General features: G+C 52.6%; 10 protein-coding genes. 6 read left to right on the forward strand and 4 right to left on the reverse strand.

Features of this window, described 5'->3' with window-relative positions; genetic code table 11:
- The first annotated feature begins 195 nt into the window (after window positions 1–195).
- Both BM254_RS00855 and BM254_RS00860 read left to right on the forward strand, forming a co-directional pair.
- Window positions 196–2,886, forward strand: a complete 2,691-nt coding sequence (locus BM254_RS00855; protein ID WP_091997580.1) for a PD-(D/E)XK nuclease family protein — start codon at window positions 196–198, stop codon at window positions 2,884–2,886.
- Between the two features lie 2 nt (window positions 2,887–2,888).
- Window positions 2,889–6,014 carry a UvrD-helicase domain-containing protein gene (locus tag BM254_RS00860; protein ID WP_091997582.1) on the forward strand — a complete coding sequence of 1,042 codons (3,126 nt, stop codon included), beginning with the start codon at window positions 2,889–2,891 and terminating at the stop codon, window positions 6,012–6,014.
- 122 nt (window positions 6,015–6,136) lie between these two features.
- On the opposite strand, the gene BM254_RS00865 is transcribed toward BM254_RS00860, so the two are convergent.
- Window positions 6,137–6,373, reverse strand: a complete 237-nt coding sequence (locus BM254_RS00865) for a helix-turn-helix domain-containing protein (protein ID WP_091997584.1) — start codon at window positions 6,371–6,373, stop codon at window positions 6,137–6,139.
- Window positions 6,374–6,523: 150 nt separating this feature from the next.
- On the opposite strand from BM254_RS00865, the gene BM254_RS17990 reads away from it, so the two are divergent.
- Genes BM254_RS17990 through BM254_RS00885 form a run of 4 tightly spaced genes read left to right on the forward strand, consistent with a single transcriptional unit; the run spans window position 6,524 to window position 9,087 of the window.
- Complete coding sequence (locus BM254_RS17990) at window positions 6,524–6,763, forward strand: hypothetical protein (RefSeq protein WP_091997586.1); 240 nt, start codon at window positions 6,524–6,526, stop codon at window positions 6,761–6,763.
- Window positions 6,756–7,955, forward strand: a complete 1,200-nt coding sequence (locus BM254_RS00875) for an Arm DNA-binding domain-containing protein (RefSeq protein WP_091997588.1) — start codon at window positions 6,756–6,758, stop codon at window positions 7,953–7,955. Before BM254_RS17990 ends, BM254_RS00875 begins: the two co-directional genes overlap by 8 nt.
- Window positions 7,952–8,221, forward strand: coding sequence for a hypothetical protein (locus BM254_RS00880; RefSeq protein WP_091997590.1), 270 nt, complete (start codon window positions 7,952–7,954; stop codon window positions 8,219–8,221). Before BM254_RS00875 ends, BM254_RS00880 begins: the two co-directional genes overlap by 4 nt.
- Window positions 8,218–9,087, forward strand: coding sequence for a hypothetical protein (locus tag BM254_RS00885; RefSeq protein ID WP_091997592.1), 870 nt, complete (start codon window positions 8,218–8,220; stop codon window positions 9,085–9,087). The genes BM254_RS00880 and BM254_RS00885 overlap by 4 nt, the downstream gene beginning before the upstream one ends.
- Window positions 9,088–9,100: 13 nt before the next feature.
- Here BM254_RS00885 and BM254_RS00890 read toward each other — a convergent pair whose 3' ends face one another.
- Genes BM254_RS00890 through BM254_RS00900 form a run of 3 tightly spaced genes read right to left on the reverse strand, consistent with a single transcriptional unit; the run spans window position 9,101 to window position 15,253 of the window.
- Entirely contained in the window at window positions 9,101–12,340 is a 3,240-nt protein-coding gene (locus BM254_RS00890) for a site-specific integrase (protein ID WP_139226995.1), read from the reverse strand.
- Window positions 12,340–14,709, reverse strand: coding sequence for a site-specific integrase (locus BM254_RS00895; protein ID WP_091997596.1), 2,370 nt, complete (start codon window positions 14,707–14,709; stop codon window positions 12,340–12,342). Before BM254_RS00895 ends, BM254_RS00890 begins: the two co-directional genes overlap by 1 nt.
- Before the next feature lie 43 nt (window positions 14,710–14,752).
- Window positions 14,753–15,253 carry a hypothetical protein gene (locus BM254_RS00900; RefSeq protein WP_139226997.1) on the reverse strand — a complete coding sequence of 167 codons (501 nt, stop codon included), beginning with the start codon at window positions 15,251–15,253 and terminating at the stop codon, window positions 14,753–14,755.
- Window positions 15,254–15,320 lie beyond the last annotated feature (67 nt).

Genomic DNA, 15,320 nt, shown 5'->3' on the forward strand with positions numbered 1-15,320 from the left:
TACTTAGATGTTTTTACCCTATACCGCGGAGGTCACCCTGTCAAAAAATATATTTTTGCGAGTCTAGACGCCGAATCGAATTTTTTTATAACTAGTCTGTCTTGAGCAATTACACATGGCCAGACTAGGATAAATTGACAATGCGAGTACGGACGCAGTTGCTCGTAACCAGAAAACCAGCCCAGGAGTCATTTCATGAAAATCATTGCAGGCCTCGGTTACGACGACCGCCTCCCCAATCAGCTACCCGAGCTGTTCAGTGGCCAGCTCTGCGGCGAGCAAAGTCTGATTGCCGCACTTGAATTTCGCGCTGGCATAATCCCCCCTAACGAAACTCAAGCCACACGTGCAGTGGCTTATCTCAATGCGCTCAGCGCTGCTGACAACGGTCACCGCTTCTATAGCGAATCATTAGCCGTGGACCCGATCGCAAGTGCCGAATCGCTTCTAGCATGGCGTGATTGGGCGATTCTGCATGGCTGGAACCATGACCCGCGCAGCAAAAACCACGGGCGCATGGTCGACCTGGCGGCTGCGGAAAGCGGCTTTTCCAAAGACGGCACTTCTCTCGGCGAACGCATTTACGCCCTCTTACAGCGACTCACGCTGCTGGGCCCTAGTGTTTCAGGTATAGAGCTTCACCACTCACGCGCTAGCTGGCCCCCGCTGTATCAACACCTTTTCGACCAGCTTGAAAGTGCCGGTGTTGCGGTAACGGAAGCACCCAAAGCCCTTCAGGCCCAGGCACCGGCAAGCAGCGATCTGGGGAAGCTTCAGCGCGCTCTGGTTAGCGAGAACAACGGTCCTCTTCGCTTTCAGCAAGACGGAACAGTACGTCTGCTTTCTACCGGCAGCGAAGGGCTGGCCGCTCAATACGCGATACACGAAGCCAACAATGAAACACTGATCATTGCCCCCAGTGGACAACATAGCTTGGCAACAGTCATTACCCAACAGGGGGGCAATGACTCCGGCCTCGGCGATCTCTCGACATTCCGCGCCCCGAACCAGCTCCTGCTTCTAATGCTCCAATCTGCCTGGCGCACTCCGCCTGCCGATGCGCTACTCCAATTTCTTTCACTGCCCGCCGGACGCTTTCAACGCTTGCGCCGGTCACTGGCACGACGATTCCGCGACCTGCCAGGATTTGATCAAGAACATTGGGAGGCGGAGATCAATAACTTCGTCAACGCAACCCTCCAGGACACCCCTGAACTGGACGAGACGGGTCTCCGTCGTGACATAGAGGAATGGCTACCTCTATGCATCTGCCCTTACGATGACAAAATGCCGATCGAGCTCGCGTTATCACTGACGGCCCGTGTCGCAAGCTACTGGAATGCATGTTTGAGCACATCGGAACGTGAACAAGCCAAACCCATCTATTCTGCAGCTTACGCCGCAGCAGATTCCGTTTGCCAAGCACTGAGGGAGTGGCCGGAAACCGATATCAGCAAGACCCAGCTGAACCGGTTGATCTCCATGGTTTTAAGCCTCGGCAACAGCAGCCTTCGCAATTCTCGTGAAGTTTCCGCATTTGACGTGGTTAGCAGCCCAGAAGTTGTTCCGCTGCGGACTGCACCGACCACTCATACCTTATGGATCAACCCTCAGATTTCTAAACTGGTGGAAACGCCGCCCTTCTCACAAGCGGAACTTCGCGGCATTCCTTTGGCGCCTGGTCCCGAGCAACAGACTCACCTGAGGCAGTTGGCACTAATACGAGCGCACGCCCCGCTGCTGGCCGCCCGGCAATTCGTAACACTGATCTCAACCAACTCCACCCCGGAGCTTTTACAGCTCCAGATAAGCAGTCTGACTGACACCAAGGTTTGGCCTTCACTAGAACAGACGATTCTTACTAACCAATGTCTTCACGCTCCGGCGCAACCCATTAAGGAGTTTTCCTTGCCGCAAGCACAGCGGTGGTGGGCCCCAGACCGCGCCGTTCCAGCCCCCCGCAATTCCGAGTCCTACAGCAGTCTGGCGGCGCTGGCACTTAAGCCCCATGAGTATGCACTTAAATATGCAGCTCAGATTCGTGAGGGGGCAATCGAATCGCTCGCGGCTGATGCCCGACTGAAAGGCAACCTGGCGCACCATTTGGTCGAGGCCTGGATCAGAGAACACCCTTGGACTGGCAAGCCGGTTGATCGCATGAGCGTCAGCTCTTGGCTGGATGCCACCTTGCCGGTGGTGATACGGAAAGTCGCACTTCCATTGGCACAACCGGGCATGCAGGTCGAGCAGCTAAGATTTCAGCAAAAAATACTGGACGCGTTGGACGCACTGCTAAAGGCGCTTGTTGCCGCAGGAGTCACCAACTTGCAGCCAGAACGTCGCTTCGAACACATCGACACTCTTAGCCAGCTAGAAGGCACGATGGATATTTTCTGCGAATTTGAAGACGGACGATTTGCGATTATCGATATGAAATGGGGAGGCTATAAAAAGTATCGAGAAGAACTCAAAGCAGGCCGTCCGTTACAGCTGGCGACCTACGCCCACATCGCCGAAGGCAATCATAGCGGGCAGTTAGCCGACGCCGGCTACTTCATATTGAGCCGAGCCGAGCTACTGTGCAATGACACTCTCGTATTCCCAACCGCAACAGCTGTCGAACCAGATCAACCGACATCACTGCAACTTACCTGGCAGAAGTTTGAGAAGACCCTGCGTTGGCGCGTAGAGCAACTCAAAAACGGCCATATCGAACAGACCTACGGTGAGGCAGCTCCGGATAGAAATTCCCTTCCCCCGGGTGATGCCATTGACCTAATTGCCTTGGAAGAGCAAGCGCGCAAAAACAGCTCCCAGTCTTACAAAGCGACCTTTAAGGCAGTCGACACCTGGCGCAACCTCACCGGCAACATCAAGGAGCTCTGATTATGAACTTAAATTACACCCAAGCCAGTGCTGGCTCCGGCAAGACTTACAGTATCGAAAACGACGTTGCTGACAAGCTGGAGCGCGGCGAGCTGTTGCCCAGTGAAATAATTGCAGTGACATTTACTATCGATGCGGCAGAGGAACTCAAGGGACGAATTAGCCAGACACTGATCGCGCGCGGCAAGTTAGAACTCGCTACTGGGGTTATGTCAGCACGCATTGGTACTGTGCACAGCGTATTCGGAAACTTTTTGTCTGACTTTGCCTTTGAACTGGGACTTTCACCCGAGCAACGGGTACTAGACGACCAGGACAAGCAGTTGGTGCTCGCGGAGGCTTTAGATAATTGTTTAAGCCTTGATGAACTCAAGTCGCTCAACGAGCTGAGTAATCGCCTTTGCGTCGACGACTGGCGGGCCGACACTTTAAAAATCATCGAACTGATGCGCACCAATGCAATGCCAGCGAGCGATGCAGATACGTTTGCTCACGCGTCGATCGCCAAGCTGCAAAATCATCTGCCACCTATGGACGCTGGTGTGAACGAGGCCACCTTCATTCAAGCTCTAAAGGACGCGGTCCTACAGGGAAAACAGGTGGTAAAGCCGACCAAGGGACTTTTATCTGCGGTCGAGGACTGTCAGAAAATCCTTAGACAGCCCGCCCTCACGTGGCAAAACTGGGTCAAGGTCAGCAAGCTCAGACCCACCAAAATGGGCGAACCCATCTTTGCCCAGGCGATGACCATTGGGTTGCAGGTACTGAAGTCTGCAGATTTTCAGCAAGAGCTCACGGATTTCATTAGCAAAGTTTTTCAGGCCGTTCATAAAGCGATGGACACCTTCGCCGAGATCAAGAAGGCCCGAGGCTTGATCGATTTTGTTGACCAGGAAAATCTCGCCCTGGCAGCACTCAATAACTCTGTCGTTCAGAATCGACTGAGAGAGCAAGTCCGCTACCTGATCATCGATGAGTTCCAAGACACGAGCCCGCTACAACTCGCTCTCTTTTCCAAACTTTCCGAGCTTGTTGATGACGTTCTGATGGTGGGTGATGCGAAACAAGCCATTTATGGATTCCGAGGCAGTGACCCGAAGCTCACCTTGGATGTTCTGAATTACGTCCAGCAAGGCGGTGGGCAAACCAGCACACTCTCTAACTCCTACCGTTCTCGTCCGGGCCTGGTGGAACTAACCAATGAGCTGTTTACTGCCCCGTTTGGCCATCTTCTTCAGCCACAACAGGTAAAACTCACATCCCAGTGCAACTATAACCTGTCCAGCGCTGAGCTGGGTTGGTGGACACTGGCCTATGAAGGTCGCAAGAGCAACGAACGCGCCCTTTCTGCGCTTGCAGAAGGTATTCGTGAACATGTTCAAGCCGGCGTTGAAATCTGGGATAAACAACAGAAAATGCCGCGAACCGCTACATGGCGCGACTTGGCGGTATTGTGTCGCGGCAATGCGGAAGCCGCAGAGCTGGCCGGCTATTGCGCCCGAATTGGCATTCCAGTTTCCTTGGAGCGAGCAGGCCTTGTAGAGACGCCAGAGGTAAGTTTAGCCTTGGCCTGCCTGCGCCGACTGATTGATCCATCAGACTCGCTTGCGAGCGCTGAAATCCTTACTCTCAGTACTGGCCATGGCCCCGAAAAATGGCTAAAGGATCGACTGGATGCTGTTGCAGCAGAGGAGTCCTGGCACTGGAACAACACTGCTCATTCCTCACTACAACGACTTGCTGACTCCCGCAAAGATATTGGACTACTCAGCACAAAAGAAGCTCTTGACTTGGCCCTGCTGGCGGGTGATGTCGCCAATACGGTATGCCAGTGGAATGAGGGGGCAAAACTGACAGAGCATCGACTGGCCAACTTGGCCCAGCTTTCACAGTTTGTAGACGATTACGAAAGTCACTGTCAGGCGCAATTCCTCGCGGCAACACCTACTGGGTTTATCTTATGGCTGAAAAATCAGGAACAGCGTTTTAGCGATAACCAAGCCGCCAACCCTGGTGACGCCATTACCATTGCGACATACCACAAGTCTAAAGGCCTAGAGTGGCCAATTGTTATCTGCAACAGCCTCGACACCCCGCTAAAGGTTTCTCTCTTTGGCCCCCGCATTGTTAGTCAAGGCCTTCCTTTTGACTGGCACAGTCCTCTGAAGGGCCGAGAACTCTGCTACTGGCCAAACCCTTTCCCCGACCAAAAGGGTAACGATGTCCTGACTGCCCAGTTACAACAAACGCCCGAGTGGAGCGAAGCTGAACAACAGGCGCGCAATGAGGCCATCCAACTGCTTTATGTGGGCATCACCCGCGCGAGGGACCAGCTAATCCTCACTGCGATTGGAAAAGATGATGCCATTGGAAGCTGGCTGGAGCTGATCAACAACAATGTGCTGCCTCCAACTACGGGCAGTCTGTCGCTGCCTTCGGGTGCAACATTGAATGTCGATATGAAGACGTGGATTAAACCAGAAACGCCAACGGCCTCCCCGGCCGTTCGAACTAGACACTGGCTAGCGCCTGGACTCAACCTTACCGAAACCGTTTCGGCTGATTACTATCAGTCCGCGTCCAGCCAGGCACCGACCGGCAATGCTACGTGCAACGTGGTGCACGATTTTGGCTCTCGCATCTCGATCAACGGAAAGCCAGATATGGAACGGGTAGGAGATATCGTGCACCACTGTTTGGCGCTGGCACTTTCCAAACCGGATATTGACGTTGAAATTCTGGATAGTCTGGCAAATGAGAACATCCCCGGCATTCTTCAGGGGGAGCAAATACTCAACCAAGGGCTTGCCCTTATAGATTGGATCAATACCCGGTACCCAAATGCCATACTTCATACCGAACTGCCGATCCTGAAGATGCTAGACGGTGGCAGCTTGCGCCTAGGAGCAGTGGACTTGGCCATCGAGACAAGTGAGGGCTGGGTGGTCATAGACCACAAGTCCAACCCACAACCGAAGGAGAAATGGATCGAAATCGCTCAAGATTACAGTGGGCAACTACAGGCCTATAAAGAGGCAATCGAGAGCCTTTCTGGTAAACCTGTTCTGGAGACTTTTATTCACTTTTCCGTGAGTGGCGGATTGGTGGCCGTCAATCCAGGCGGATGACGCTACAACTTATCCAAGGTGGGCGAGAGCTGATACCTCGCCCACCTTGGAACGATTCATTAATCTTTTGGGGCTTCGTCTCTCGAACAGCAGGGCTTCTCCAGTCGGGCTACTCCGATGCGTTAAATCTCAACACCTGGTTCTTCCACGTACTCCGCTACTTCCTGCAACTCAACGCAAAAAAATTTGCAGAGTTTGTCCAAAACATCCGTCGTCGTGTTGTAGCCACGCTGGTTCGCTATTTTGGACAGGGTCGTTCTATGGATCCCAGTCTCTTTCGAAACCTCATCCAGTGTAACCCTGCGATTTTCTTGGAATCCTTTCTCGGCGATCAGCTCTTTTAAGCGGAATCTAATCATTGGGGCATCCTCAGCTAAGGCCTCAATTCTACCGAATGAGCAGCCCACTTTCATCCAACGTTGAGCAAGATCTACAAAAGATGCTTGACAGCGTCGATCTTTCGCATATTATGTAGCGTGTACGCATCATAAAGCGCAAAGGAGCTACATATGAGAAGTACAGAATACATTACAACCGAAGAGCTTGCGGAACGTATTCGTTACGACGCTCGGACCATCCGGGAGCGTCTGAAAGATTCGGTCCTGCTTGAAGGTGTGCACTACATCAGGCCGTTCGGCGGCCGGAAGATTTTGTATCTGTGGGAGCCGATTGAGAGGGACATGTTTGAACACTCTGGCCACCACTCCCTTGCAATTCCTATGGCTAACGGAGGGCGCATGAATGGGTAGCGTTCGAGTGCGTGAATCCACGCAAAAGTTGTTTTTCGATTTCAAGTACCGCGGAAAGCGTTGCCGAGAGCAGACCGCCCTCGACAACACACCCGCTAACCGGAAAAAGCTTCAAGCGATTCTGAAACGTATCGAAGCGGAAATCACTTTGGGGACTTTCGAGTACCACAAGTATTTCCCCGACAGTCCTAGGGCGCAGGAGTTCACCCGGCAAGCTGAGTTGCAGCGCGCTCGGGCGGCTCATGACACGCCGCTGTTCAGTGAATTTTCACAAACATGGCTGGACGAAATGAGGATTCAGTGGCGCCGTTCCTACATCGCAACGATTGAGGGAACGCTGGAGAACTATCTGATTCCGGAATTTGGAGAGTCGGAGGTTGGCCACATCACCAGGCAGGAAATTCTTTCGTTCCGGGCGTCCCTCGCCAAAGTTCAGACCCGGAGCAAAAAGCCACTTTCCGCCAGCCGTATCAACCGCATCATGACGCCATTGCGCATGATTCTGGGAGAGGCAGCCAACCGATATGAGTTTACCTCACCCTACCAAGGGATCAAATCACTGAAGGTGCCCCGATCGGATGTGGAACCGTTCTCTCTGGAAGAAGTTCGGCTGATTCTGGATACAGTTCGAGAAGATTTCAGAAATTACTACACCGTTCGCTTCTTTACCGGTCTCCGGACCGGTGAGATCGATGGTTTGCCCTGGGACTGTGTCGATTTCAAACGTCGACAGATTCTGGTCCGCCAGGCCCTGGTTAACGGAGACATCGAACAGACGAAAACCGACGGTAGCTACCGTCACGTTGAGATGTCTCAACTAGTCGTCGACGCACTTGAGGACCAGAAAAAGGCTACTGGCGGAAATGAATTCGTCTTTTGTACCAGAACAGGTGGGCCGCTGAACCATAACAACGTCACAAAAAGAGTTTGGTACCCGCTGCTCCGCCATCTTGGTCTGCGCAAACGCCGGCCTTACCAGACTCGCCACACCGCAGCCACGTTGTGGCTGGCTGCCGGCGAGAACCCTGAATGGATTGCCCGGCAGATGGGGCACACCACCACGGAAATGCTTTTCCGCGTTTATAGCCGCTATGTACCAAATCTGACTCGTCGTGATGGCAGCGCCTTCGAGCGTCTGCTCATTAACGAATTCAACGCCAAAATTGATCCCAAGAAGGAAGGTGACTCATGAACTACTCTCAACCGTTTTCTATCAGCCGAAAGTCTTTCGCAAGTCGTTTGGCCAGTGCACTCGCATTCTCAATGCAAATTCCTGACGGAACTCACCTCGTCGCCGTCCTTGGCGAAGGCGACGAAAGCTCGAACCTGGCCGCTCTCACTTACTGGGTGGAAAACGAGCTTTGGTTGATGGACGACGAAAACCTGCAGGATCCGCTTCCTGCCTTGCTCAACAGCCTGGAACGCGTCCTCACATCCGCACAGGAGGACTTCGCATGAGCATTGTCGTCAACACCACCTGGAAGACCGAGCCAGAAATCTTCATCGGGACCATTACCCACCTGACGGAAATCCCGAACGGGGAGGACCTGCCGGTGTTGGAACTGACCATCGAAAACTCTTTCGAGCAGTATCAGGTCGTGATGTTCCAACCTCACCGGGATCTCCAGCTCACACAAATCCCAGACTGTGCTGCTCAGATGGTGCTCTGGGAGGGTGAGCGGGGGAACGCCGTGTCGCGCTCAGACACTGTCATTCTGCTGGACACACCTGACACACTGCTGCATCTGCCTGAGTCACAACTGGTCTACCCCGATCTGGTGGTCGACATTGAACTGTTCATCGACGCATGCCCGGTGCAACCGTTAGCTGATTTTGTTCGACGAGTACTGGGTCGACCATCAGTTGGGCTACGCTTCTTGAATGACGCAATGCAAGAAGACGGCCTCCAACAGCCAGGCAGCCTCGCAAGACACGGCCTTGATGTAGCCATACGATCCTTCGATGCATGCCGCGGTTATAACGACACGGAACGCTGGCTGGCTGCTATTGCGGGACTTCTTCATGGGTTGGGATGTATTGAGCTTTCTGACTCTAAACCAGTCGATTACCTAAAGGTAGTTTTGAAGGGTCTTGGCTTGCTGGCGGAGGACCTAAAACGACTAGGGCAAAACCTTCCTGAGGCGGCGCGAACTATTCAGTTTATTATCGCCTCGATGTACCGCATCGGAAGCCCTACACAGCCAGATCCAAGGGCTATGGTTGTGCAGTCATCCCACCTGCTTGCCGCACAACTCCAGTCAGAACTGATGCACACAGCGTCAACGCACCTGACTAACCCCTCGACACGCCTCGTTTCACCTTAGAAAAGGACTATATTCAGCGGCCACGGATGGCCCTCTCCTTCTGGATTTTATCATCAACATACACTCGTCCGGCGAATCCAATCAGCGCTACAAATGCCACAAACCGAATAGCTGTCATGCCATGCTGCAGAGAGCGCCCACCAAAACCTTTAGTGGGCTGATCGACCACTATTTGAGCGACACCCATTGCATTTCTTGGGCCTGCAGGATCATCCCAACGCACCCGAACACGAGATTCGGGCAGAGACAGCTCCTTACTCCAATATGTCTTCATTTGCTGTCTATCAGGACCGTTTTCGGGCGCACGCACATCCACCCACGCAAGTTTCTGAAACCCTATAACCTTCAGAAACTGGAGATATAAAACTTTCTTCTCGGTCGAAGAAAATTTCAACTGCGTGTGGCTCCTCTGCACCGCATTGACAACGTTCTCTACAAGCGCGACAAAGCGTTTAGCGTCCGAGCGAGCAAGTTCGACCAGGTTTTCATACATCTTCTCAACGGCCGGATGCGATGCCGTCAACTTGGGTGGTGCCGGACACGTGCGCTGGACAGGATTGGCCACTCCACCCACTCCAACTCGGTGAGCAATACTGTGGGCACTCGGTCGCTTGCCCAAAGTAAATGCGTTGCGTTGACCCAGGTGCCCCTCTTTGAAATGCCGTGCATATTGGTCCATCAACCACTCACCACGCCTATGGCAGCGAGTCAAACAGGGCTCGGACAATCCGAACAAGCTTGCGGTTCCGGCAACCGCATTCTCCAACTCTGCACCGTTCGTTATGAGCTGAGAGATATGATCAAGCGCCTGATAAACCAACAATGGGGATTCCGGCATCTCCTGTGCCTCAGGCTTGGGCCCTGCCGCTGATGAGACCAACGGCTGGTATTCAGCGAATGACTTGTCTGCGGCCACCTCCCCGCATTTTTTAAAACGACCCAACACGGCGGCCATTTGAGGAAGAGTAGATCCCTCTTTAAGGCCTCGTCGTTTACGAAGCTGATCAAAATTAGCCCGGGTAAAACCCAGGAGCTCGATTTGCCGGCTATCTGATAAAGCATTCATCGGTACCGACCAACGCATCAGGCCAACCGCGACGTCCAGCAGATGTGTGTAGACTCGGGTGGTTTGCCCCGGAGACGCATGCCCCATCAAAAAGCTTAGGTACTGGAGCTTATCGATCGCAGGCACATACTGCTCTTCCCCACACAAAACCGCATACCAGTTCTCTCCCCAGTGAGGCATGACTATCTCACCGTCATCACTGCAGGCCCATTCAACGGGGAAAAGCTCTCCTGGATAGGATTCCATCAATCGCACAGCGTTAAACGTGGCACAGGAATGTCGCAGATTATGGAAACTCAGACCCGGCGTTCCCGAGGCGATTCGCATCGCATCCTGAACTGGTTCGATCAATGCCTTAGGCGGCATCAAAAAATTTGGCTGATGCAACTCACACAGGAGCAATTGGTTACGTTTCTTCGATGTTTGCTCCAAGACCCGCCGGCGATACCAACGCCGGACCAAATCCAATTCAGCGTCAGTTAGAAGAGCCCATAGTGGCAACACCCGGTTGGCGTTGGCCGTCTTGGTGGAGCCAAACCTATTCCCCCGAACAATTAAAGTCGGATATGCCAAGGCGGGGTCATACAATCCCTGCAAATCCCGAAGCAGCAATCGCCGGATTTCCCCTCGCCGCAAACCACACCGATAGCCGAATATGAGTGCAATCTGTCTTGCTTCAGCTAGCCGTCGGTCTGGCTCATCATCGAGTATAGACATAGCCCTCACATATTCTGCGGGCGTTAATATCTCAGCATCCACCTGACCGTTACTGCTCACTCCCTCAATGTATGTGTCTGGCAAACCGTACTGTGTGACCAGGTCACGATGAAATCGTCTGAGAACGCCAGAGCGGTAGGCTCGCTGTTGGATTGATGAGCTGGCCTGTAGCAGCTGCGCGTACAGCCCTTCCCAATCATCTTCGTCCAGATCATTGAGGTCCTCTTCATCAATCAACTCTGCGACAAGTGGTTCAGCAAACTCTGACAGGTACCGTTGTAGAGAACTGTCTGTCACGGAAAATCTTAAACAAGCGCACCACGAGGCCAAAACCCTAACGATGGGTGAAAAGGAATTCGCACTGGCAATTTTCATGAGAGCCTTGTAGCTCAGACTTTTTTTGGAAAGCCGCTTCACCCCCTTATCGAGCGCCAACGCTTGAGCGATTGCTTCCATTGCCTCGTTGGCATTTTCGCCTTTTAATCCATAAAGCGGGCAAGGTGATTCCCTCTTAATCAACTCCGAGGTGGGTTTGGGCGATTTGCTGTGCCGGATTGTTGGAATTTGGCCGGTAATCAATCTAATCCAGGCGTCGGGATGCATAGAGGCGGAGACGCCGGTAGCGTTTTGTACGAAACCGGCAATTCCCATGATGTCGAGCGATGCTACTGTCGAAGCCGCATCCATCAAATTACGGAGAAACCTATCGTGTTTGTCCTCGGAGACAACATTCTTTGTGGATGTGATCCGTTTAACAAACGTTGCCAATAGAAAATCAGTTGGAGCGCTCGGAAACGCTTTCAAACCATGCTCACGATTAAAGCGATGCAGGAGACACAGCGTGACTGGGTCAGGAAACCAACGGGTGCATGCCGCCCCTTCATCACATTCCACCCAATAGAACTTCCTTGCCCCAAGTTGTTTTTTTGCAGTTTGCACACCGTGGCAAATGACTTCGCAGATGGCATTGAGCCGCTTCTGGGCGCATAGCCCGCCGAACCAAATCATGGAATATATCAATCGGCCAGCATCATGCATCAGGCGTTCGTTCCCAGCCAAATCCCCACTGTCCAAGCTGTTCCAGAAATCTACCTCAATCTCCTGATAAGCCGATTTATGCTCAAAGGACCGCGGCGTCATCGGTGGCGTATCCATTCGAACGACTGTCATAAAATCTCGGTTTGGGATTTCGAGGCTATGCTTCTTGGCGATCTCATCGAGACGCCTCACCAAGTGATTGTGACGGATGCGCAGTGCATGTCCTGTCACATCAGCGCAGACAGTATCGAAAATACGCGCGATCATTCCCTCATCGATTGGGTTAGGCCAAACACCGGCAACCAAACCTGAAAAGGACTCGGCAAGAATTCGGTCCACAGCATCACGTTCGGCCTGCACGAGCTTTGCCCGCTCGTGCTCGCGCCGCTCATCACCGTGCAGCGTTTTATTTTTGGCTCTTGTATCACCCATCAGCCCAAACCTCTCAGCGGCGTCCAACCGAGTTCCGTTTGGATCTCCTCTAGCACTGGCACCAGAACTCTCTTGTACTCAATCGGCGACAGCGTAGAGAATCTCCCCATGGGCTCTCGACCCGCCACCCAGTGCCCCATAAAGGCATCCACTAATGCAACGGGGACTTTGCGATGTATCAGCTCACTACGCAGGAGATGACGCCCAACATTTAGCGGTAAACGTGAGAATGGTGAAAGGTGGTCCTCAATCCCATCAGGCGTTACGGCGGTCGGCTTCGCAATTCTCTGAGTCGGTGTTGAGAGAAAAAAGAAGGTATGCTCCGGGGTAGGCTCGCCCAGATACGCTTCGACCATTCGCACCACATGGCGCCGGTGGCGCAAATAATACTCCCAGTGACTCAAGATATTTTCGGTCAAAGGTACAATACGCGAGTGGCTCCAATGGTCGCTTTCCTTGTCCGCGATCACAGCATACCTGCGATTGAGATCTACATCTGTAATCCGAGATAGGGGCGCCTGAACGCTTCGGTACCCAGTGCACAAGAAAAGCAGAAGGACCGTGTATAACGTATATGCATTATGAATATCGGGAAGCGTCGATTTCCCGATTGGCTGGCGCAAAGTTTCCTGGAAATGCGTTTTCAAATCCGTCGCCAGCTGCCTCAGCACGGGGGGCTTAGGGCAATAAGGGGAACCGATACGCCGATCAGACTGCACCAATGCTACCGGATGCAACGTGTTACGAAATTCGGGCACTAGCTGTGAGATAGCCTGCAAGTAACGTTCTTGCAGATCTGATTCATAAGCACAGTAGTAATGGATTCCAGCATGTCTGCTGATGTCATCGTGGTCACCGGCAATGAGAATTGACGTAACCATGTCACCGGCACCGTCAGACAAACGGTGGAAAAGCGCGCGTTGAACTCGCCTGAGCGTCAGCCTGACGTCGCTCTTCTTTTTAATCCGATCAAACAAGTCAGCCGCTCGTTCTGCAACACTCTCTTTTTCGTGGTTCTTGAAAAGCGCGCCACGCCAGTCACGAGGATCAGAGCCAACATGACGTTCCAGCAGACCCCAAAGAGGACCTACAATCGGCATCCGCACCGACGGCACGGTCTGGACCAATTGGTGCCGCAGTTCGGCTTCAAGCTGCGTCTTCCTTACTGGTTGCGGGGCGGCACTTTGCCAAACTGCAGACTCATAGCAAATGTATATTCGCCCGTTTTCCCTACGTTCCGGCAAATCACCCAACCGGGATTTCAGTTGCGTCTCCAGAATCAGATCTAGCTCTCGCGATGTCAAAAGGACCAAAAGGAGGGCCAAAGCAGCTGAAAGATCGGAATCAACGGGCTCAGTGACCGCGTACCAGTAAACGTAGAGTTCGTACTCCGTCGGTCGCTCCCAACGGTTTGTCAGCGTTTGATTAGAACGTCGGAGCTGATCAGATTTTGCGCGGTCTCTAGCAACCCCGTTTTTCCCAACCCAAGACTTGCGATGCTTTGAGGGTCCTTGGCTTGTGGCTACTATGGGCCGGTGAACAAGGTCATCTGATGGGAGTGCATTGCGCTCTGCTGTTTGGAATAGTTTGTCCTGGTCTCCAACAGTCCGAATAGGGAAAGAGAGCGCCTCAATTAACGCTGCGGAATCTGTCTCATCACTCTCCTCAACATCAACCTGAATTCGCTCCATCTCAAAGTTACTGTCGAGCGAAGTCTCGTGCTCATCTGTTTCGTCTGAGTCCTCAGTCGCGTCTCCCGCTTCCCGATCAATGAGTGACTCTTCTTGTAATGACAGTCCCAGTAGTCGTCTGGTATGTGATAAATGACCAGCTCGTATATCCCTAAGAACTTTCAAGCGACGTTCTAAGCGCACCAAAGACTTGTAGCATTTATCAGGCTCCGAGGTATCAATACTCTCAAGCCCCTCCCTCCAGAGATGAGCACGGCGAAATTCAAGAAAAACTTTTTGCAGGTTCGAGATCGGCACTTTGCCTTCGGGCGCCTCTGGAACTCCAACCCAGATTGAGAAAAACACATGGGCCAGAATAGACATTTGTTCGCTGTGTAAAGCCCCCTGCTCCCCTATGTTTAGCAACCCAGCATAGACCGGATACGGTGTAAGATTCGGCCGTTCCTCGGAGGTCGGATGCCACTGATGGTCGGTTTCGGCACCATCGATAATGTTTTCACACAACAAAACTATGCCCGGCAACAGGTGGCGAAGGTCATCAAGAGTGTGGCTATTCACCTTTTCAAGAATTGAGGACATCCGACTTGCGATTGGCAAAAATGCCTCAGCGACTTCTTTGATCCGAGCACGGGTTTCGGGTGGTTGAATCAGCCGTTCAAGAGCATCACTCGGGGACATCATTTACTCCGTAACTTTTGATAAATTATTGGCGATTCCCGGCTCAAATCTCTCTGCGATTCACACCAGAGATAACGGCCAACCTGCTCTTCGTAGGAAAAAGCGAACTGGCAGTGCCATGCTTACCCATGAGGGAAAACAGGGCGGAGACTGCTTTAGAGTGACCTCCTGCGTGCATTGCCATCAGGCAGAGGTTCAACAGCTCTCTCTCGACCACTTCGGTAAGAAAGATATCGATTGGAATTGCAGGAGCTTCCACGAGGACGGGAATTCGAGTTTTTGGACTCAAACAGGAAAGTAGGGCGGCAGAGCGAAGATTGCCGGTTACGACATAGACTCTTTTTTCACTCTTTCTCTGTGCCTGAACCACAAGCGGGTGGCGATAGAGATAGTCAAGAATGGCCGCCTCAGGTAACTCATCCAGAGCGTTCATTCGGAATGGCAGTGCTGCGAACTGCTCAAGAAAGTGTTTTCCCCGCAGTACTGAGGATTCCTGAAGCTTATCGAGCGAGATCTTTTTCAGGGTGTACGTGTGGTCAGTCATGCTGCTCTCCTCAAAAGTGATGAGAGTCATTCTGGCGACCTGTAGGTGATCATTTTCTTGGCTAATT

The organism is Marinobacter pelagius (genome assembly GCF_900114925.1).
GTDB lineage: Bacteria > Pseudomonadota > Gammaproteobacteria > Pseudomonadales > Oleiphilaceae > Marinobacter > Marinobacter pelagius.

What these genes read in the sequence shown, in the direction of transcription:
- BM254_RS00855 (WP_091997580.1), top strand. Translation starts at nt 196, where the DNA reads ATGAAAATCATTGCAGGCCTCGGTTACGACGACCGCCTCCCCAATCAG.
- BM254_RS00860 (WP_091997582.1), top strand. Translation starts at nt 2,889, where the DNA reads ATGAACTTAAATTACACCCAAGCCAGTGCTGGCTCCGGCAAGACTTAC.
- BM254_RS00865 (WP_091997584.1), bottom strand. Translation starts at nt 6,373, where the DNA reads ATGATTAGATTCCGCTTAAAAGAGCTGATCGCCGAGAAAGGATTCCAA.
- BM254_RS17990 (WP_091997586.1), top strand. Translation starts at nt 6,524, where the DNA reads ATGAGAAGTACAGAATACATTACAACCGAAGAGCTTGCGGAACGTATT.
- BM254_RS00875 (WP_091997588.1), top strand. Translation starts at nt 6,756, where the DNA reads ATGGGTAGCGTTCGAGTGCGTGAATCCACGCAAAAGTTGTTTTTCGAT.
- BM254_RS00880 (WP_091997590.1), top strand. Translation starts at nt 7,952, where the DNA reads ATGAACTACTCTCAACCGTTTTCTATCAGCCGAAAGTCTTTCGCAAGT.
- BM254_RS00885 (WP_091997592.1), top strand. Translation starts at nt 8,218, where the DNA reads ATGAGCATTGTCGTCAACACCACCTGGAAGACCGAGCCAGAAATCTTC.
- BM254_RS00890 (WP_139226995.1), bottom strand. Translation starts at nt 12,340, where the DNA reads ATGGGTGATACAAGAGCCAAAAATAAAACGCTGCACGGTGATGAGCGG.
- BM254_RS00895 (WP_091997596.1), bottom strand. Translation starts at nt 14,709, where the DNA reads ATGTCCCCGAGTGATGCTCTTGAACGGCTGATTCAACCACCCGAAACC.
- BM254_RS00900 (WP_139226997.1), bottom strand. Translation starts at nt 15,253, where the DNA reads ATGACTGACCACACGTACACCCTGAAAAAGATCTCGCTCGATAAGCTT.